The 19,361-nt window shown below is 63.9% G+C and carries 18 protein-coding genes and 1 tRNA gene (1 of these 19 only partly in view); 2 read left to right on the top strand and 17 right to left on the bottom strand.

Going from position 1 to position 19,361, the window contains the following annotated elements:
* From RA302_RS02720 to RA302_RS02695, 6 genes are all read right to left on the bottom strand, one after another.
* On the bottom strand, positions 1 to 379 hold the 5' portion of the coding sequence (locus tag RA302_RS02720; RefSeq protein ID WP_166501721.1) for an RDD family protein. Its footprint begins 191 nt before the window's first position; the window shows 379 of its 570 coding nt (coding positions 1-379); its start codon is at positions 377 to 379; its stop codon lies beyond the left edge, outside the window.
* 121 nt (positions 380 to 500) lie between these two features.
* A tRNA-Thr gene (locus RA302_RS02715) sits at positions 501 to 573 on the bottom strand.
* A 30-nt stretch (positions 574 to 603) separates the two neighbouring features.
* A complete protein-coding gene (locus RA302_RS02710) occupies positions 604 to 1,833 on the bottom strand; it encodes a DNA polymerase III subunit delta' (RefSeq protein WP_019746652.1) in 1,230 nt (409 codons plus the stop codon).
* Positions 1,834 to 1,866: 33 nt separating this feature from the next.
* On the bottom strand, positions 1,867 to 4,803 hold the full coding sequence (gene topA, locus RA302_RS02705; protein WP_019746651.1) for a type I DNA topoisomerase: 2,937 nt from the start codon (positions 4,801 to 4,803) through the stop codon (positions 1,867 to 1,869).
* Between the two features lie 215 nt (positions 4,804 to 5,018).
* Entirely contained in the window at positions 5,019 to 5,603 is a 585-nt protein-coding gene (locus RA302_RS02700; RefSeq protein WP_003946106.1) for a hypothetical protein, read from the bottom strand.
* A gap of 183 nt (positions 5,604 to 5,786) precedes the next feature.
* The gene (locus RA302_RS02695; RefSeq protein ID WP_003946117.1) at positions 5,787 to 5,990 is read right to left on the bottom strand and encodes a cold-shock protein; all 204 of its coding nucleotides are present in this window, start codon (positions 5,988 to 5,990) and stop codon (positions 5,787 to 5,789) included.
* Positions 5,991 to 6,446: 456 nt separating this feature from the next.
* Between RA302_RS02695 and RA302_RS02690 the strand changes: the two genes are divergently transcribed.
* Positions 6,447 to 8,735, top strand: a complete 2,289-nt coding sequence (locus RA302_RS02690) for a DEAD/DEAH box helicase (RefSeq protein ID WP_166502888.1) — start codon at positions 6,447 to 6,449, stop codon at positions 8,733 to 8,735.
* 7 nt (positions 8,736 to 8,742) lie between these two features.
* Here RA302_RS02690 and RA302_RS02685 read toward each other — a convergent pair whose 3' ends face one another.
* The 7 genes from RA302_RS02685 to ssd all read right to left on the bottom strand — a co-directional run bounded on the left by RA302_RS02685 (position 8,743) and on the right by ssd (position 13,356).
* Entirely contained in the window at positions 8,743 to 9,093 is a 351-nt protein-coding gene (locus RA302_RS02685) for an Rv3654c family TadE-like protein (protein ID WP_020968275.1), read from the bottom strand.
* Positions 9,090 to 9,449, bottom strand: coding sequence for a TadE family type IV pilus minor pilin (locus RA302_RS02680; protein WP_166501720.1), 360 nt, complete (start codon positions 9,447 to 9,449; stop codon positions 9,090 to 9,092). The genes RA302_RS02685 and RA302_RS02680 overlap by 4 nt, the downstream gene beginning before the upstream one ends.
* Positions 9,449 to 9,652: a DUF4244 domain-containing protein gene (locus tag RA302_RS02675; RefSeq protein ID WP_042446719.1), complete on the bottom strand. Its 204-nt coding sequence runs from the start codon at positions 9,650 to 9,652 to the stop codon at positions 9,449 to 9,451. The genes RA302_RS02680 and RA302_RS02675 overlap by 1 nt, the downstream gene beginning before the upstream one ends.
* 65 nt (positions 9,653 to 9,717) lie before the next feature.
* Positions 9,718 to 10,302: a type II secretion system F family protein gene (locus RA302_RS02670; RefSeq protein WP_060939215.1), complete on the bottom strand. Its 585-nt coding sequence runs from the start codon at positions 10,300 to 10,302 to the stop codon at positions 9,718 to 9,720.
* On the bottom strand, positions 10,299 to 11,087 hold the full coding sequence (locus tag RA302_RS02665; protein ID WP_166501719.1) for a type II secretion system F family protein: 789 nt from the start codon (positions 11,085 to 11,087) through the stop codon (positions 10,299 to 10,301). The genes RA302_RS02670 and RA302_RS02665 overlap by 4 nt, the downstream gene beginning before the upstream one ends.
* Complete coding sequence (locus RA302_RS02660) at positions 11,084 to 12,265, bottom strand: TadA family conjugal transfer-associated ATPase (protein ID WP_166501718.1); 1,182 nt, start codon at positions 12,263 to 12,265, stop codon at positions 11,084 to 11,086. Before RA302_RS02660 ends, RA302_RS02665 begins: the two co-directional genes overlap by 4 nt.
* Positions 12,262 to 13,356 carry a septum site-determining protein Ssd gene (ssd, locus tag RA302_RS02655; RefSeq protein WP_020968271.1) on the bottom strand — a complete coding sequence of 365 codons (1,095 nt, stop codon included), beginning with the start codon at positions 13,354 to 13,356 and terminating at the stop codon, positions 12,262 to 12,264. The genes RA302_RS02660 and ssd overlap by 4 nt, the downstream gene beginning before the upstream one ends.
* Before the next feature lie 312 nt (positions 13,357 to 13,668).
* On the opposite strand from ssd, the gene RA302_RS02650 reads away from it, so the two are divergent.
* The gene (locus tag RA302_RS02650; protein WP_019746641.1) at positions 13,669 to 14,487 is read left to right on the top strand and encodes an HAD-IB family hydrolase; all 819 of its coding nucleotides are present in this window, start codon (positions 13,669 to 13,671) and stop codon (positions 14,485 to 14,487) included.
* A 390-nt stretch (positions 14,488 to 14,877) separates the two neighbouring features.
* Here RA302_RS02650 and RA302_RS02645 read toward each other — a convergent pair whose 3' ends face one another.
* From RA302_RS02645 to RA302_RS02630, 4 genes are read right to left on the bottom strand one after another with little or no spacing between them, the layout of a single operon-like run.
* The gene (locus RA302_RS02645) at positions 14,878 to 15,627 is read right to left on the bottom strand and encodes a hypothetical protein (protein WP_020905979.1); all 750 of its coding nucleotides are present in this window, start codon (positions 15,625 to 15,627) and stop codon (positions 14,878 to 14,880) included.
* A gap of 56 nt (positions 15,628 to 15,683) precedes the next feature.
* Positions 15,684 to 17,408, bottom strand: a complete 1,725-nt coding sequence (locus RA302_RS02640) for an ABC transporter ATP-binding protein (protein WP_020968270.1) — start codon at positions 17,406 to 17,408, stop codon at positions 15,684 to 15,686.
* A gap of 5 nt (positions 17,409 to 17,413) precedes the next feature.
* Entirely contained in the window at positions 17,414 to 18,370 is a 957-nt protein-coding gene (locus RA302_RS02635; RefSeq protein WP_003946092.1) for an ABC transporter permease, read from the bottom strand.
* Positions 18,363 to 19,289 carry an ABC transporter permease gene (locus RA302_RS02630; RefSeq protein ID WP_019746637.1) on the bottom strand — a complete coding sequence of 309 codons (927 nt, stop codon included), beginning with the start codon at positions 19,287 to 19,289 and terminating at the stop codon, positions 18,363 to 18,365. Before RA302_RS02630 ends, RA302_RS02635 begins: the two co-directional genes overlap by 8 nt.
* Positions 19,290 to 19,361 lie beyond the last annotated feature (72 nt).

The raw sequence follows: 19,361 nt of genomic DNA, 5'->3' as shown, positions 1-19,361 counted from the left end.
ACTTCTTGCCGAGCGTCTGTCCGGTGTTCCCTTGCCTGAAGACGAGATTCCACACCTCGATCAAGAAGATCGCCAGTATGCCGACGACCATGACGATCACCCCGACCGGATTACCGCCTTCAGCGCTCACGCTGCCGTCGTCGTATGTGGTCACTTCGGATCCGGAGAACGCGATCACTGCTCCGATGCCCGCGAGGATGACGCCGGGGAGCGGAACGACAAAGCCGTCGAGAATTGACGCGAGCACCCGAGAGATCCAGCTTGCGTACGGATAGGCGGGCGTCGGCGGCTGAAAACCCTGCGGCGGCATCGGCGGCATCTGCCCGTACGGCGGCTGATTCTGCGATGGTTGGCCTGGTCCCCAGTTCTGATCCGACATCGAGGTCTCTCCTGTTCAGGCACGTGTTCGCCGAACTCAGGATAAACCGCACATACGCAAGAATTGGGAACTAACGACAAGAGCCCCACATCCGGATTTCCGGGTGTGGGGCTCTTGGCCGAGCTGCCTGAGAGAATCGAACTCTCGACCTTTTCATTACGAGTGAAATGCTCTACCGACTGAGCTAAGGCAGCGTGCCTTTCGGCGGTGGCGAGTCTATCTGGTCAACCCCCGGATCGCGAAAACGGGGGTCGGAAAGCGGCTCCGATGGAGGCAACCATCGCATCGAGCGCCCACTGCAACTTGACGTTGAAGTCGACGGCCTCGCGGCATTCGAGCACCGCTTCGATGCACTTGAGCAACCCCTCCGGGGACGTTCGTGCAGCCAACTCGGCGGCCTGCCGAGCCATGTCGGGATGGGTCGCCGTCGACGTCGACCCCAGCGAATAGGAAAGCGCGTCCCGGTACATGCCGGCCAGGTCGATCAGCGTCCGGTCGAGAAGATCGCGGCGGGCCCGGGTGTCGCGCGATTTCTGGCGTGCTTCGAGGTCCTTGATCAGACCAGCCGATCCGCGCAGAGTCCCGGCTGTTCCCTTGCCGGTTCCACCGCCACCCAAGGAGACCTTGAGCTCCTCGAGTTCCTGTTCCTTGAGTTCGGCGTAGAACGCCTTGGTGTCAGCCTCGATCGACTTCACCAAGTTCTCTGCGGCCTTGTACGCCGTCGAAGCACCGATCGCGTCTGCGGCCAGCCGAAGCGAACGCTGACGCTCGTCCCGCGCGCTCTCGTCGGTGGCGAGGCGCCGCGCCCGACCGACATGTCCGCCGCTGATCGATGCGGCGATTCTCGCCCGCTCCGGATCCAGCCCGTCGCGGTCGATCAGTACCTGAGCGATCGATTCGACGGACGGCGTCACCAACGGCATGTGCCTACACCGCGATCGGAGGGTGACAGACATGTCTTCCGGATCGGTCGTCGGCGCGCAGAGCAGGATGACCGTGCGGTCCGGTGGCTCCTCGACAACCTTCAGCAGGGCGTTGGCTGCGCCTTCGGTCAAACGATCGGCATCCTCGACCACGATGACCTGCCACCGCCCCGTCGTCGGCCGACGCGAAGCGATGTTGACTATCTCGCGCATGCCTTTGACGCTGATGCTCAGGCCGTCGGGGATGATCCGTCGTACGTCACCGTGGGTTCCACCCATCGTCGTCGTACACGCATGACACTCACCGCACCCTGGTGCACCGTCGGAGGTGCATTGCAGGGCTGCGGCAAAGCAGAGAGCAGCAACCGAACGACCAGAGCCGGGTGGCCCCGTGAAGAGCCACGCGTGGGTCATCTCCGAGCCGCTGGAATCGCCACGAGCCGACAGCGCAGCATCACGCAGGCTCTGCTCGACGTCGTGCTGACCCACCAGCCGACCGAACACACCTCGCTCGGCCACTTCAGTACTCATGCAAAAACCCTAACCGTCGGCACCGACGAAGCCTTACGAGTCCTTCTTCGCCGGAGCCTTCTTGGCGGCGGCCTTCTTGGCCGGGGCCTTTTTTGCGGCTGTTTTCTTGGCAGCGGCCTTCTTTGCCGGAGCCTTCTTGGCTGCTGCCTTCTTCTTGACGGGACCGCGGGCCCGACGATCAGCCAGCAACTCCGACGCACGAGCATCGGAAATGGATTCGACGTCGTCGTCCTTGCGAAGGCTGGCGTTGGTCTCGCCGTCAGTGACGTACGGACCGAAACGGCCGTCCTTGATCACCATCGGCTTCTCGCTGACCGGATCGACGCCCAACTCACGCAACGGAGGCGTTGCCGATGCCTGACGCCCACGACGCTTCGGCTCGGCGTAGATCTTGAGGGCCTCGTCGAGCGTGACGGTGAACATCTGCTCTTCGTTGGCGAGCGAGCGTGAGTCCGTGCCCTTCTTCAGGTACGGACCGTAACGGCCGTTCTGCGCGGTGATCTCTTCCTTGGATTCGGGGTCGACACCCACGACGCGCGGAAGCGACAGCAGACGAAGTGCATCTTCCAAGGTGATCGTCGCCAAATCCATGGACTTGAGCAGCGATCCCGTCCGCGGCTTGGGGCCCGCGACCTTCTTGGCAGCCTTCTTCGCGGGTGCCTTCTTGGCTGCGGCCTTCTTCACCGCAGTCTTGGTACTGCCCGAACTGATTTCTTCCGGCTCGGGAGCGGAGACGGGAACGATGTCCGGTTCCGGCTCGGCCGGCGGTTCGGGCAGGATCTCGGTCACGTAGGGACCGAAGCGGCCTTCCTTCGCGACGATCTCGTGGCCCGTCAGTGGGTCGACGCCCAGCTTGCGGCCCTCTTGAGGCGTCGAGAACAGTTTCTCGGCGTACTCGGGAGTGAGCTCGTCCGGCGGCAGGTCGTCGGGAAGATTTGCCCGCTGCGAGATCAGATCGCCTTCGGGATCGTCCGGGTTCTGAACCATGCGCTCGAGATACGGGCCGAACCGGCCGACGCGCACGTGCACCTCGCGGCCCTCGGCGTCGTCGAAGAGACGGATGGAGTTGACCTCGCGAGCGTCGATCTCCTCGAGGTTGACTCCGACCATCTTCTTCAGCCCGCCCTCGCGGGCGACCGAACCTTCTGCGCCTGTCTCGCCGCCGAAGTAGAAGCTGCTCAGCCAGTTGCCGCGCTGCTCACGGCCACCGGCGATCGCGTCGAGATCGTCTTCCATTCCTGCCGTGAAGTCGAAGTCGACCAGCCGGCCGAAGTGCACCTCGAGCAGTCCGATGACGGCAAACGCCACCCAGGACGGAACCAGCGCGCTGCCACGTTTGTAGACGTATCCGCGATCGAGGATGGTCTTGATGATCGACGAGTAGGTCGAAGGACGGCCGATGCCGAGTTCTTCGAGCGTCTTGATCAGGCTGGCTTCTGTGTAGCGAGCGGGCGGGTTGGTGCTGTGCCCGTCCGGATCGAGCTTGGTGGCCGTGACTTCCTGGCCCTTGACCAGTACCGGAAGCCTGGATTCGGCGTCGTCGGACTGACCGCCGGCTTCTTCGTCGACACTTTCGACGTAAGCCTTGAGGAAGCCGGCGAACACGATGGTGCGACCCGAAGCGGAGAACGTGCAGTCCTCGCCGGTTCCTGCCGTGCCGGAGATGCGGAGCGTCAGCGTCGTACCGCGGGCGTCGGCCATCTGCGAAGCGACGGTCCGCTGCCAGATCAGTTCGTACAGCTTGAACTCGTCGGAATCGAGCTTGGAATGCAGCTGACCCGGGGTCTGGAACACGTCGCCGGCGGGGCGGATCGCCTCGTGAGCTTCCTGCGCGTTCTTGACCTTGCGGGTGTACTGACGCGGCGTCGGATGGACGTACTCCGGACCGTACAACTCGGTGGCCTGCGCACGAGCGGCTGCGATCGCCGACTCCGAGAGCGTCGTCGAGTCGGTACGCATGTAGGTGATGTAGCCGTTTTCGTACAGACGCTGCGCGATGCGCATTGCGCGCTCGGACGTGAAACGAAGTTTGCGTCCGGCTTCCTGCTGGAGCGTCGACGTCATGAACGGCGGGTAAGGCTTGCGCGTGTACGGCTTGTCCTCGGCGGAGGAAACCGTGAGGTCGACGCCCTGCAACGCTTCCGCCAGACGACGCGCGTACGCCTCGTCGAGCACGGTGACCGCGCTGCCCTTGAGCTTTCCGTCAGCTCCGAAATCGCGACCGGAGGCGACACGCGAACCGTCGACGGAGACGAGGCGAGCACCGAAACTACGCGGGCTGGCCTCTGCACCGGCGTCGAGCGTCGCGGAAATGTCCCAGTACGACGCCGACTTGAACGCCATGCGCTCGCGTTCACGCTGGACGATGACGCGAGTGGCCACCGACTGGACGCGGCCGGCCGAGAGCTTCGGCATGACCTTCTTCCAAAGAACCGGGCTGACCTCGTAACCGTAGAGACGGTCGAGGATGCGGCGGGTTTCCTGAGCATCGACGAGGTCGGTGTCGAGTTCGCGGGTGTCTTCGGCGGCAGCACGGATTGCCGGCTCGGTGATCTCGTGGAAGACCATTCGACGAACCGGAATCTTGGGCTTGAGAGTCTCGAGGAGATGCCAGGCGATTGCCTCGCCCTCGCGGTCGGGGTCAGTTGCGAGGAAGAGCTCGTCGGCGTCCTTCAACAGAGACTTGAGTTCGGCGACCTTGCCCTTCTTTTCCGGGCTCACGACATAGAGCGGCTCGAAGTCGTGATCGACGTTGACGCCGAGACGGGCCCATGACTCGCCCTTGTACTTGGCCGGAACGTCTGCTGCGCCTCGTGGCAGGTCGCGAATGTGACCGACCGATGCCTCTACGACGTAGTCCTTACCGAGGTAGGGAGCGATTTTGCGCGCCTTGGTCGGTGACTCGACGATCACGAGGCGACGAGGGTTACCGGACGCTCCCTGACCGCTGCCGTTGTCCGCTTTAGCCACCTGCTGCCCGAGCCTTCCTTTGGACGTTCACTGCCGTCGGCAGATCTTCAGAACTAGACGTGTGGAGCAAGTTATACCCCGTGTCTCTCTTTACAGAGTGACATACCCGCAAGACATTCGTGCAGATCAGTACAGTATGGGCTCCGTCGGACACGCGGCATGAGCACCGTCGGACACGCGGCATGAGCACCGTCGGACGCGAGGCAAGAGCACTGTCAGACGTGCGGCCAGGCGACCGAAGTGTCGACGTGTTTCGGCGCCTCACCGAGGTATTCGACGAGCTTTGTCAGTCTCTTCTTTCCCGACACACGGAGCCCCGGGCCCGGTGTCCGGTTACCCAGTTGAGTCGGCGCGATACCAACCCGCATCAAGGCCTGAGCCAGCGGTGCGTGCGTCTCCTTGGCATGGGGGTCGAGGCCGAACACGAATCGCTCGCCGCCTTCTTCGAGCCTGCCGGCCGCGACGGCCCACACCCGGAGTTGGCGGGAGTTCGGTACCCAACCGACCGGCACCGCCTTCACAGCTCCCTTGGTCCACTGCACGGACAGCGGAAGGAGTGCGGGCGTCGACTGAGTGCGGACCAATGGGCTGCCTTCTTCACTACGCGTCACCTCGGCCCCGAGTCCGCACTGCGCGATCAACTCGGCAACGGCCTGCGCTCTCCAGTCCCGATCCACGACGATCGAGATCCGGGCACGGTCCTCCGAGGTCACGACCTGACCCGGTCCGGCCAGCATTCCGGCGAGGTCCGTCACGGCAGGTGGAATCGACTCGGCAGAGAAAAAGGACAGTTGGCTCACAGAGTGAAACGTAAGCCACGAAGGTACTGACGGCATAGACGACCGGCCGTGGTCGAACAGCTGCGTGCATTACCTCGGACAGAGAAAGACTGGCTCAGCCCGAAAAGATTTGTCCCCCACCGCACGGATGCGATGGGGGACAAATACTGTCCGAACTAATCGCTCAGCGAGTGAGCGGAAAAATCAGACCGCGCGAACGCCGGTAGCCTGGGGACCCTTGGTGCCCTGGCCGACCTCGAACTCCACACGCTGGTTCTCCTCGAGGGTACGGAAGCCGTTGCCCTGAATTTCGGAGTAGTGAACGAAGACGTCTGCGGAACCGTCTTCGGGAGCGATGAAGCCGAAGCCCTTTTCAGCGTTGAACCACTTCACAGTGCCCTGTGCCATGCTTTTCCTTCTCTTTCTAACACCGGATTCGGTGAACAGCCCTTACAGTCCACCGGGCCGGTTCCGACCGCTGTACGTCTTTATTTCCCCCTCAGGAAAGGCAGAGCACCGCGCCCGCAACAACGATCCTGCGAGCGTGCACTTTCTCAAGCCTACGAACACAGAAGCTGCGACCGATTGTCAGTCAACCATGTTCTCCGCGTGCACAACAGTCGAAAAGGGAACTAAAAACGTTAAAAGTTCGCTACGAGAAAAACGGCCCACGATCGTGGCTTCCCGCTTCCGCGCCGACCACCCGGTTCCACCAAGACCGCCGGCCGTTGCGTATCATCAAAACTGCAGGTAGCGACAGTTTCCGATTGCCGCCACACCCCAACGCCGAGCCCGGAGAGTCACGTGAACGCACCTTCCCCGATCCCCGCCCCGGGAGGGAAGCCTGGCGACACCTACGGGCAGATGCTGCTCGATCGCGTCGTCGCCGGGGTCAGTGGAAGCGAAAAACCACTGATGTTCACCGCGCAGTTGCCTGCTCGCGTAGCCGAGTTCACCGAATGGCCGGAGTGGGTGCACCCCAGCGTCGTACGCGCGCTCGCCGAGCACAGCGTGCGGTCCCCGTGGATCCACCAGAGTGAGGCCGCCGACCTCGCTCACGAGGGAAAACACGTGGTCGTGGCCACCGGTACGGCGTCGGGTAAGTCACTGGCATACCAACTCCCGGTGCTGACGGCCATGGCGACCGATCCGCTCGCAACTGCCCTGTACCTCTCCCCCACCAAAGCGCTGGGCTCGGATCAACTGCGAGCAGTGCTGTCCCTCACCGACTTCGACGTCCAACTTCGCAGCACGAACGCCAGTGCGTACGACGGCGACACTTCGCAAGAACTCCGCACCTGGGCACGCGAGAACTCACGCTGGCTCTTCACCAACCCCGACATGATCCACATTTCGCTGCTCCGCACCCATCAGCGATGGGCGCACTTCTTCCGCAACCTGAAATACGTGATCATCGACGAATGCCACTCCTACAGGGGAGTCTTCGGATCCAACGTCGCGCTCGTGATCCGGCGACTTCGCAGGATTGCAGCGCGCTACGGCGCCGAACCTACCTTCATCCTGGCCAGCGCGACCACGGCAGATCCCGGCGCGGCGGCCTCGCGGCTCATCGGCGCACACTGCACCGAGGTCACGGAAGACGGATCGCCGCACGGCCCACGCACCGTCGCACTGTGGGAGCCTCCGCTACTCGAGGCATTGACCGGCGAAAACGGTAGCCCGGTACGACGTCCCGCGGGCGCGGAAGCAGCCCGGATCATGGCCGACCTCATGATCGAAGGCGCCCGCACTCTCACCTTCGTCCGCTCCCGCCGCGGCGCCGAACTGACCGCGATGGCCACCAAACGTCTACTCGCCGAGGTGGACCCGGACCTCGCCGAGCGAGTCGCGTCGTATCGCGCCGGATATCTGGCCGAGGACCGACGCGAACTGGAAGCTGCACTCGCCGACGGCACGCTGCTGGGCGCAGCCACCACCAACGCGCTGGAGCTCGGCGTCGACATCGCAGGCCTCGACGCCGTTGTCGTGGCAGGCTTCCCGGGGACCGTCGCCTCGTTCTGGCAGCAGGCCGGTCGCTCCGGGCGACGCGGCGAGGGTTCACTCGTCGTGTTGATCGCCCGCGACGATCCACTCGACACCTACCTCGTTCACCATCCGTCGGCGGTACTCGACAAACCCGTCGAGGCGACGGTGACAGATCCCGGAAATCCGTACGTCCTGGGACCACAACTTCTCTGCGCTGCAATGGAACTCCCACTTTCCGATGCCGAGGTGGATGCTTTCGGGGCTCTCGAGGTTCTGACCAGGCTGTCGGAGGAAGGCAAGATCCGGCGCCGAAAGCACGGATGGTTCGTCACCGCCGATTCGAACCCCCACGGCTCTTTGGACATTCGCGGCGGTATCGGAACTCAGGTGGCCATTGTCGACGGTGAATCCGGCCGGATGCTGGGTACTGTCGACGCGGGCCGCGCTCCGGCCACAGTTCATCCCGGTGCCGTGCACATTCATCAAGGCGAGACCTATGTCGTCGACGAACTGGACCTCGACGTCGGACTCGCATTGGTACACACCGAGAATCCGGACTGGACCACCTCGGCCCGAGAGACCACCGAAATCACCATCACCGAACAACTCGAGCACAAGAACTACGGCGACATCGCCGTCGCTCTCGTCCAGGTCGAGGTGACACATCAAGTCGTCGGGTACCTACGACGGTTGACTTCGGGTGAAGTCCTCGACTCGATCGAACTCGACATGCCCGCACATACTTTGCCCACCAGGGCAGTGATGTACACGGTCACGCCGGAACTTCTCGAATCCATCGGGGTGCCGCCCGAACGGTTCCCCGGATCACTGCATGCCGCCGAACATGCCGCGATCGGCCTGCTGCCACTGGTGGCGATCTGCGACCGCGGAGACATAGGCGGCGTATCGACGGCAATGCACGCGGACACCGGACTCCCGACTGTCTTCGTCTACGACGGTCACGCCGGCGGCGCCGGGTTCGCCGACCGGGGGCACAGCGAACTGTCACGATGGCTCACCGCGACGCGCGACGCCATACTCTCCTGCGAGTGCGCTCACGGATGCCCGTCCTGCGTCTATTCACCCAAGTGCGGCAACGGAAACGACCCACTCGACAAAGACGGCGCGGTCAAGGTACTGACCGCCGTCATCGATACGATCAGCTGAGACACGATCAGCTGACCGGACCCGCACGAGCGTAGGCCTGCGCATCGCCGATCCCGAAGCCCGACAACAACACCGGTGCACGTATCTCGACAACTACATCCCACCCCTGCACCTCACATTCCGCGAGCACCGTACGCATACGCTCCGCGATCGCCGCGGACTTCGCACACGCAGACGCCTCACCTCCGTCCAAGGCGCCCGCACCGCCGAGAGCCGAAAGATCAGCGGCCGACTGAGCAGTGTGCCGGGCCACCACCGCGGACCCGACATGCAGCATCCCACCAGTCACCATCACGATCGCTGCCAGAACGCAGCACGCCAGAACCGTGGCAACACCTTCGTCGTCACGTAGGTTCACCCCTCTTCCACCCCTGACTCCACAGCTGCCACAGCCTCGGAAGAAATGTCGACCAACGGCAGCAACGTACTCTCGGCGCTGACAACGGCAACGGCAAAGCCGTCAACGATCTCCACCGAGATCGACGCATCTTGGGGTGCGATCCGGCGGGCCGTGGCGACCGCAGACTCACGATCACCACGTGCCACCAACCGCGCGGCCTCACGAGCTGCGTCGACACACCGAACCTGCATCGACACCGCGAGGACACCACCGATACACAGCACGACCACCGTGACGATCGAAGCCAGAGCAATCGCGGCCTCGACCGTCACGGCGCCCTCGTCGGCTTGCCGAATACCTCTCGTGGACAACATCACACAGCTGTCTTGAGTGCCTTGTCGATAATGCCCGTCAGCGCCGAGACAATGGAGTCGCCGGTGACAACCGTGTACAGGACGGCACCGAATGCGGCGGCCGCAATCGTGCCGATCGCATACTCCGCGGTAGACATACCGTCGTCCTCCGTTACCAACAGCGCAAATCTGGCCGACACCGTCCTGAGTGTCTTCGAAATCATTTCTCCCCCTTCAATCGAAACCTGTGGCAGCATCTCTGCCACAGGAGCTTTCATACGGATCCGGCTCACAACAGGCCGTTACCGAGCACAGTCGTGGCAAGCCCGATCACCACCGGGACGATGCCCAGGGCGATGAACGCCGGCAGGAAACACAGTCCGAGTGGACCGCTGATCAGCACTCCCGCACGTTCGGCCGCGGCAGCAGCCAGATCCTCGGCGTCACCTCGACTGCGCTCGGCGAGTTCTGCCATGGACGAGGACAGCGACGAACCCGAACGGGCGGAACGCCGAGCCATTCTGGCGAGCGCCTCGGTATCGGGATCGAGCGCGGCTTCGCTCCACGCGGCGTCAGGGTCGGCACCGAGCGCGAGAAGGTCGGCGACGCGACTGAGCGTGTCGGCCATCGGTTTCGGTGCCGTCGACGCCATCGCTGTGATCGCGGCGGAGACGGGAAGCCCCGCTCGCAGGCAGGCCCCGAGAAGGTCGAGACTTGCGGCAACCGCGAGTGGATCCGGCTTGTCCGGGGCTGAAACCGAATTTTCTGTTGTTGTGTCCGCGAACAGAATTTCTGCCGCCCTGGCCGAAGCGCCGCGGCGAGCGGGAATGATCGCGAGCGCCAACGCGATCATCGCCACGGATGCCCAACTCACGACGTGACCTTCGCAGTTATCCGGTCGGTCCAGAGCAAACCAGCTGAGACACAGGCAGTTCCGATCACGAGCAGCACGCCGCCGAGTCCACCGCCGAACAGCACGCGCAGAGGCGACGCCCCCATCAACTGGCCGAGGCCGATCCCCAGCAGCGGTAGAAAAGCCAGCACCGCAGCCGTCGCCCGAGCGCCCGCCAACCCGGCCTCGGTGCGCTGACGAAAGCGTCTACGCCCCAACATGTCCGTCCGGACCGCGCCGAGTAGTTCAGCCAGAGCCAGACCGTGTTGGTCTGCGACCCGCCAGACGGATCCGATGCGGGAGAACTCACGCTCGATGCACGAATCCGGTACCGCGAAGGCCGCCGCGGCAGAACCACCGAGACGCGCCCTGGCCCCAGCGGACCGGAACACCGCACTTACTTCGCCGGTACATTCCTCGCCTGCAACAGAACTGGCAACTGCAGGATGCGCGCCGACGCTCAGCTCGGCGATCAGCACCTCCAGACCGGAGAGCAGCATCTTCTGTGAGAGGTCCCGGTTTTCGGCCGCCTTCACGCGGCGCCCACGAAAGATCAAGGTTCCGGCGAGGGCGACCGCCGCGCATCCTGCCGCCAAGCCTCCGAGAACCCATGCAGCCGACACCGCGAAAAATGCGGCGACCAACTGCCACGGAATCTGCCGGGAGGGCTTGCGGATGCTCGGGGCGTACGTAGCGAGCCGAGCACGTGAATCCCGCACCGGCGCAATCGAGACCGCCAACGCGAGGACCAGGAAGGAAACTGTCACGTCCCGACCTCTCGATTGCGAAGCCGGAACATCCGCTCGAGCCGCTCACGACCCGAACCGCCGTCCGGCCATGCCTGCATGATTTGTACGTATCCGTCCGCACCGCGGTCGATGACGCCGATCTGTTCGAGACGCCTCGATCCGTCGGCCAACCGGTGCACGTGCAGGATCACGTGAACTGCCGCGGCAAGTTGACTGTGCAACGCGTGGCGATCCATACCGCCGAGCGCAGCCAACGCCTCGAGTCTGGCCGGCACCTCTTCGGGCGAATTGGCGTGAACGGTGCCGGCGCCGCCGTCGTGGCCGGTGTTCATCGCCGTGAGCAGATCCGTCACCTCAGCACCGCGGACCTCACCGACGACGATGCGATCGGGACGCATCCGCAGTGCCTGCCGAACCAGATCGCGCACCGTCACCTCTCCGACGCCCTCGACGTTGGGAGCCCTGGCGACGAGGCGGACGACGTGCGGATGCGGCGGCGCTAGTTCGGCCGCGTCCTCGATGCAGACGATTCGCTCGCGCGGGTCGACGGCGCCGAGCATGGCGGACAACAACGTGGTCTTTCCCGCGCCGGTCCCGCCGATCACCAGGAAGGCCAAGCGGCACGAGATGATGTGATCGAGGAGTTCGCGCGCGTCCGGTTCCACGGCGCCGTGAGCACACAGCGCGTCGAGACCCTGTGTTGCGGGCCGCAGCACTCGCAGTGACACGCAGGTTCCGCCCTGGGCCACCGGTGCGAGTACGGCATGAAGTCGTACCCCGAAGTGCCCGTCGCCGACGCCCCGCAGGCGGCCGTCGACCCACGGTTGGGCGTCGTCGAGGCGTCGACCTGCCGACAGTGCCAACCGCTGCGCCAGTCGACGCACGGCTGCCTCGTCGGTGAACCGGACCCCGGACCTTTCGAGGCCGACCCCGCGGTCCACCCAGACCTGATCCGGCGCGGTCACCAGTACATCGGCGACACCGGGTTCGTGCAGCAGTGGTTCGAGCGGCCCTGCGCCTGTCAGCTCCGTCTGGAGCACCCTGACGACCTCCAACAGATCCGTGTCCGCCAGTACGCCGGAGGACTCGGCTCGCACGGCGTCGGCAACGGTGGCCGCCGTCGGCTCGGCGACCGACGACGCCGTCAGCCGCTCGCGAACTCGGTCGAGCAGTTCTGTCGTGACCAACGCGCTCATGCCGCAGCCCTGCGCGGGCGTGCGCCGGATTCGACGGCGTCGAGTACCGCCGTTGCCACCGCACTCAGCGGACAACCTCGGGTCAATTCGAGGCCACCGCGCTCGAGCATCGGCGCCAGCGAGCGGTGGCCGCGCATCACGGCCGTCAGCGGCAGGCCGAGCATGTCTGCCACATCGGCGCCGCGTAGGCCTCCCGGCGCCGGCCCACGCACGACGAGCCCGACATTGGAGTTGTGTCGCACCACCCAGGCTCCGACCTTCTCGGCAGCGACGCACGCAGCCACGGTGGCCGGAACCACCACGAGAACCAAATCCGACATCTCCAACGCGACCTGACCTACCTCGCTGGGATGACGTGGCACGTCGCAGACCACGAGCCCGCCGGAACTGCGACCTGCGTCCAGCACGGCGCGAACGGCGGTCACTGTCGGACCGTCGATCTCGCGGCGACTGCTCGCCAGAACCCTCAAGAACTTTCCCTTTGCCGGCAGGGCATCGCGCAGAGCATCCGGGGCCAGCCGCCCGCCCTCGACGGTCAGTGCACCCCAACGCAATCCGGGGGTCGTCTCGATGCCCAACAGCACATCAGCGCCCGAGCCGAGGGCGTCGACGTCCACCAGTAACGTCGGGACGTGACGTGCCGCCGACGTCAACGCGACAGCCGCAGCTGTTGCCGAGGCTCCGCCGCCGCCACAACCACCCACCACGCTCACGACGGTGCCGTCACCACTCACGTCGACGTGGTCGGCCAGAACTGCGACCAACGCGTTCTCTTCTTCCGGCAAGGACAGAACGCTGTCGGCTCCGATCGCGGTGGCGCTCTTCCAGTCGTCGACGGTCGGTGTGCCGTCGCACACGAGGAACACTCGCGTTCGTTTAGGCGAACGAGTCAGAGCATCCCGCGCAGCCGACGCGTCCAACACGACCGCCGAGGCCCGGTTCCACTGTTGCCGGGAAACGGGATGCTCGGCCTCGTCCAGACAGCGATCCACCGCGGCAGCGACGCGGCGCACGCTCGCGAGGACCTTCGCGTCGTCGACGAGAACCAGAATGGGAGCCCCGGTTTCCCGAGAGTTGATCGTCGTGTTCATGACTGCAGAGCCTGAACGAGCACCGGCACCGAAAACAGTGGGTCGAGAGAGCCTGTGGACAACTGGGAAGTTGTGGAGAAACAGGCCTGAGACAGAGGACGACCCCCGCCAATGGGGGGAGGAGGCGGGGGCCGTCTGAGTTCAGCCCCGGGGGGTCGGGCTGAACTAGTTCGAACGAATCGAACAGCAACGATCTTACACCCGCCATTGGCGAGAAATGCAAGCCTGAGCTGCACTGAACTGCTGTTTTTCGCCGAAAGAGGACGCTTGCCGAGGAGCACACGAACCGCCTGTCGGACTATCCTCATTCCTGTGACCGACAAGCCTGCGAACGGACTGAATACCGGGCGGACAGCCGCTTTCTTCGATTTGGACAAAACGATCATCGCGAAGTCGAGCACCCTGGCGTTCAGCAAGCCATTCTTCGCCCAGGGTCTGATCAATCGACGCTCGGTTCTCAAGAGCAGCTATGCGCAATTCCTGTTTCTTCTGTCCGGCGCCGATCACGATCAGATGGAGCGCATGCGCGAGCACCTGACTGCGATGTGCGCGGGCTGGGACGTGGAACAGGTGAAGGCCATCGTCGCGGAGACTCTGCACGACATCGTCGACCCACTCGTCTTTGCCGAGGCGGCCGATCTGATCGCAGATCACAAGCTGCGTGGACACGACGTCATCGTGGTGTCGGCGTCGGGCGAGGAGATCGTCGCGCCGATCGCCCGCGCCCTCGGCGCCACCCATTCCGTCGCGACGTCGATGAGGGAAGAAGACGGCCACTACACCGGCGAGGTCGACTTCTACTGCTACGGTCCGGGCAAGGTCGAAGCGATGGAAAAACTCGCCGCGGAATACGGCTACGACCTCGCCGCCAGTTACGCCTACTCCGACTCGGTGACCGATTTGCCCATGCTCGAGGCGGTCGGACATCCCACCGCAGTCAACCCCGATCGTGCATTGCGCAAGGAAGCGGCCGTAAACGGTTGGCCCATACTGACTTTCTCGAACCCGGTCTCGCTTCGCGCGCGATTGTCGGCCCAGTCCACGACGACGGTCGCCACAACTGCAGCGGTGGGAATCGCAGCTCTGGTGGCCGGCGCCATGACCTTCGGGCTACTGCGTCGGAAACGCTGAAATCCAATGCCCACAAACAAAAATTGGTACTTGCTGTGAGCCCGGACACAGGGTACAAAGGAGTTACGGAAGAACGGAAGGCCAGGAACGGCTCGGAAGAGAAGGACCGTTTCCCCAACCGAAATTCCTAGCACGGGCACTAGGGCACCCACGCGGAGCACAAGCCACTATAAGGGCAGAAGCGTTGTGGGCCTGCGAGATTCGTTCAATTTGAGCGAGGACCCCGCACCGGTTGCGGGGACGACCTCAGAAAGTGCGATCCCTCGCCGAGGCCACCCACACAACCCACCGAGCACGCTTGGTAACGAGTAGTCCGTGCTGACGGGCGGCGAAGTCGATTTATCGGCAGCGCCGCCCGTTCGTTATGTGCCGGCCTTGCCCTGTTGCAGACTATCCAGTCGCCGCGTCGGCGATCGAAGTCGCTTCTCGCGCACCGGCTTCGAGAGCTCCGCAGCACAAGATCACCCAACTGCCGACACCCGCCGGATTTCCCGAAGCGAATCCAGCCGCGCCGTCCGTGTACGCCTGCGGCCGCCGAAGCCAACTGACCTCGGGGACTCCCAGATTGTGCGGATCCAACCCGGACGAGACCGCTACCAGACGCGAAGCCGCACGTGCAACGATGCCGTCAGCGGTGCCGAACGGGCTCAGCGCCAAGAGTTCTCCGTGTACGACGGCCGCCAGAACCGGCGCCGGCGCACTGGTTCCGCCGGTAACGAGTTGTGCGAGAGCGTCCAACCGCTCCCCCACTCCGCGATCCGACCGTGGCCGTCCCAGTTGATCCGCGTCCTCGACGAGGTCTGCCGCGGCCAGCAGGTGCAGCCGGGCCAAAGCCTGCAGCGGGGCGCGCTTCCACGTCGACTCCATGAGCGGAAGACTGTCGCCGTCCAGAGCCTGAGCCACGCGCAGAGCACCCGCGAGAATCGGATCACCGGCCATGCCCTCGGCCGGCAATTCGGTGGTGCCACCGGCCAGCGATGCGGAAGCTCGCGCAGCGCGAACCGCGGCTTCGGCGGCAGTGGTGGGCCAACCGCGACGGTTGGTCTTGTGCCGATGAACCTCACCCAGAGCGTCGCGCGCATGATCGGCGGCGGCGCGTACGCCTGGAAGATCGACGAGGGGCTGCAAGGGGTCCGTCACGATCAACGACGGTACCCTTGCAGCCCCTCTGCGGACTTGCCTACCTACCTGTTGCGTCAGCTTCCCAGCGTGATGGACCCGCCGGGAATCGCGTCGAGCAACTTGCGGGTGTAGTCCTGTTGCGGATTGCCGAACACGTCGTCGATCGGTGCCGATTCGACGATCGAGCCACGCGACATCACCAACACGTTGTCCGCGATCTGACGAACCACGGCCAGGTCGTGCGTGATGAAGAGGTACGTCAACCCGAACTCTGCCTGCAGGTCGTTGAGCAAGGTCAAGATCTGATCCTGCACGAGCACGTCGAGAGCGGAGACCGCCTCGTCGCAGATCACGACCTCCGGTTGCAGTGCCAACGCTCGCGCAATTGCGACGCGCTGACGCTGTCCGCCGGAGAGCTCGTTCGGGAACCGTCGCATGACCGACTGGGGCAGACCGACCTTGTCGAGAAGTTCGCGGACGCGAGCCTCCCGTTCTGCTTTGGTCCCGACCTTGTGGGTACGCAGCGGCTCTTCGATCGTGCGGTAGATCGAGTACATCGGGTCGAGCGTGCCGTAAGGGTTCTGGAAGATCGGCTGCACTCGACGACGGAACGCAAAGGTTTCCTTCGCTCCGAGTTTGGACACGTCCTGACCGTCGAAGACCACGTTGCCTGCGGTGGGCTCGAGCAAGCCGAGAACCATCTGCGCGACCGTCGACTTACCGGAACCCGATTCGCCGACGATTGCAGTCGTGGTTCCGCGGCGGACCTTGAAGGACACGTCGTTCACGGCTGTGAAGTCGGTGGTCTTGCGGAAACCCTTGCGCAGCTTGAACACCTTGGTCAGATGATCGACGACAAGAACGTCGTCGGTCGCCTTGCCGAAGGACTCTGCCGCACTTTCCTCGGCCTTCACCGCTTCGGCGACCTCTTCCGCCTGTTCGCGAATCTCGGCGCGTGCCACTGATGAGCTGAGCCGCTTCGACGCCAACGACGGCGCAGCAGCGACCAGCTTCTGCGTGTACGGATGCTGCGGGCGCTTCAGAATCTCCAGCGCCGGACCGGATTCGACGATACGACCCTTGCTCATCACGATCAGATGCTCGGCGCGCTCGGCGGCCAAGCCCAGATCGTGAGTGATGAGCAGAACGGCGGTGCCGAGTTCCGTTGTCAGACCGTCTAGGTGATCGAGGATCTGACGCTGGACCGTGACGTCGAGCGCCGACGTCGGCTCGTCCGCGATCAGGAGCTTCGGACGAGCGGACAACCCGATCGCGATGAGTGCGCGCTGACGCATACCGCCCGAGAACTCGTGCGGGTACTGCCCCAACCGGCTCTCGGCCTCCGCGAGTCCTGCCTCCTCGAGCAGTTCCGCAGCCCGAACCTTGGCTGCCTTGCCCTTGGCGATCCCGTTGGCGGCCAGTGCTTCCTCGATCTGGAAGCCCACTTTCCACACGGGATTCAGATTCGACATCGGGTCCTGCGGAACCAAACCGATCTGGCTTCCCCGGATGTGGACGAAGTCCTTCTCCGAGACCTTCGAGATGTCCTTGCCGTCGAAGATGATCTCGCCTGCCGTCACCTTGCCGGTGCCGGGAAGCAGATTGATGATCGAGTGTGCGGTAGTGGACTTACCCGAACCCGATTCGCCGACGATCGCGACAGTCTGACCCGGGTAGACGGTCAGGCTGACGCCTCGAACTGCCGGAACCGGACCGGAATTGGACTGGAAAGACACCTCGAGATCACGAATCTCGAGCAACGGAGTTTCCTCCGAGGTGAGAGTTTCCTTGGTGGTCATCGTGCTCACCGCTTCCGCGACTTGGGATCGAGGGCGTCGCGCAGAGCGTCACCCATCATGATGAATCCGAGAACGGTGATCGCCAAAGCCGTTGCCGGGTAGAACAGAATGGTCGAACCCTGACGCAGCGTCACCTGAGCGTTGCTGATGTCGCCGCCCCACGAAACCTCGGTGGACGGAAGACCGATACCGAGGAAGGACAGCGTCGCCTCGGCAACGATGTACGTACCGAGCGAGATGGTGGCGACCACGATGATGGGCGCCAACGAGTTCGGGATGACGTGGCGGATCAGTGTCTTGAGCTTCGAGACACCCAACGCTTCCGAGGCCATGACGTAATCGTTGTTCTTCGCCGAGATCACCGCGCCTCGAGCGATTCTTGCCATCTGCGGCCAGCCGAAGAGCGCCAGCACGCCGACGACGGTCCAGATGGTGCGATCGGTGAACAGCTGCATCAGGACGATGGCAGCCAGGATCAGCGGGATGCCGAAGAAGATGTCGGCGACACGGGAGAGGATCGAATCGGTCCATCCGCCGTAGAAACCGGACAGCGCACCGAAGATCACGCCGATCACCAGCACCGACGCAGTGACACCGACGCCCACGAGTACGGATGCGCGAGCACCGTAGATGGTGCGCGAGTACACGTCACAGCCCTGGCGGTCGAAGCCGAACCAGTGCCCTGAGGTCGGCCCCTGCATGCTGTAGGTGAGGTCGCAGAACCGCGGATCGGTGCTTGTGAACAAGCCCGGAAACGCTGCGATGACGATGACCGCGAGGATGATGATCGTCGAGATGATGAACAGGGGACGCTTGCGTAGGTCGCGCCACGCGTCGGTCCACATGCTCGTCGGCGCCTGATCGAGTTTGACGGCGTCCGTCTCCCCCGGTGCCGCAACTTCGGGCGGCGCCACGAAATGACTTTGCCGGACTGCGCGTCCGGTCTTCACGGTCTCAGACATAGCGGATCCTCGGATCGAGCGCGGCGTACAAGAGGTCGACGAGCAGATTCGCGATCAGGTAGATCACGATCAGGATGGTGACGAACGAAACCACCGTCGGCGCTTCACCTCTGGTCACGGCCTGGTAGATCGTGCCACCGACGCCGTTGATGTTGAAGATGCCCTCGGTGACGATGGCGCCGCCCATCAACGTTGCGAGGTCGGCACCCAGGAACGTGACCACGGGGATCAGCGAGTTGCGCAACACGTGCACGCGAACCACTCGTCCACGGGAAAGTCCCTTGGCGGTAGCGGTGCGGACGTAATCGGCAGTCAGATTCTCCGCCACGGACGTTCGGGTCAGTCGCAGTACGTACGCAAACGAGACCGAACCGAGAACCAGGGCAGGGAGCAGGAGATTGGTGAAGCTGGTGTTGCCACCGACCGTCGGCGGGACGATGCCCCATTTGACGCCGATGAAGAACTGAGCCAGGAAGCCGATCACGAAGATCGGGATGGCGATGAGAACGAGGCTGAACAGCAGGACGGTGCTGTCGAAGAATCCGCCCTTACGCAGGCCCGCGATGAGGCCGAAGCCGACACCGAAGACCGTCTCGACGATCAGTGCCATGAAGGCAAGTTTCATCGTGATCGGAAATGCCTGTGCCAGAACTTCACTGACAGGTCGTCCGGAGAACGACGTGCCGAAGTCCAGCGTGAAGATGCCCTTCAGGTACAGCAGGTACTGCTGATAGAAGGGGAGATCGAGGTGGTAGCGCTCCCGAAGCTGTGCTGCCACAGCCGGACTGAGCGCCTTGTCGCCCGCCAACGCGGCAATCGGATCACCGGGAAGCAGGAAGACCATGGCGTAGATCAGAAGAGTGGCCCCGAGAAAAACCGGGATCATTTGAAGCACTCGGCGACCGATGTACCAGAGCATCGGATCACCTCCTTGTCGATGATCGTGTACGTCAGCGGACAGTCCGGTGTGAACACGAGTTCGGGACGGCAG

This window comes from Rhodococcus sp. DN22 (assembly GCF_036669995.1).
Taxonomy (GTDB): Bacteria; Actinomycetota; Actinomycetes; order Mycobacteriales; family Mycobacteriaceae; genus Rhodococcus_F; species Rhodococcus_F erythropolis.
This window is presented reverse-complemented; position numbering and strand designations above follow the sequence as displayed.

Coding starts and splice junctions, on each gene's coding strand:
- RA302_RS02690 (WP_166502888.1), top strand. CDS start 6,447: ATGCTGCTCGATCGCGTCGTCGCCGGGGTCAGTGGAAGCGAAAAACCA.
- RA302_RS02675 (WP_042446719.1), bottom strand. CDS start 9,652: ATGATTTCGAAGACACTCAGGACGGTGTCGGCCAGATTTGCGCTGTTG.
- RA302_RS02695 (WP_003946117.1), bottom strand. CDS start 5,990: ATGGCACAGGGCACTGTGAAGTGGTTCAACGCTGAAAAGGGCTTCGGC.
- ssd (WP_020968271.1), bottom strand. CDS start 13,356: ATGAACACGACGATCAACTCTCGGGAAACCGGGGCTCCCATTCTGGTT.
- RA302_RS02640 (WP_020968270.1), bottom strand. CDS start 17,408: ATGACCACCAAGGAAACTCTCACCTCGGAGGAAACTCCGTTGCTCGAG.
- RA302_RS02660 (WP_166501718.1), bottom strand. CDS start 12,265: ATGAGCGCGTTGGTCACGACAGAACTGCTCGACCGAGTTCGCGAGCGG.
- RA302_RS02710 (WP_019746652.1), bottom strand. CDS start 1,833: ATGAGTACTGAAGTGGCCGAGCGAGGTGTGTTCGGTCGGCTGGTGGGT.
- RA302_RS02635 (WP_003946092.1), bottom strand. CDS start 18,370: ATGTCTGAGACCGTGAAGACCGGACGCGCAGTCCGGCAAAGTCATTTC.
- RA302_RS02630 (WP_019746637.1), bottom strand. CDS start 19,289: ATGCTCTGGTACATCGGTCGCCGAGTGCTTCAAATGATCCCGGTTTTT.
- RA302_RS02680 (WP_166501720.1), bottom strand. CDS start 9,449: ATGTTGTCCACGAGAGGTATTCGGCAAGCCGACGAGGGCGCCGTGACG.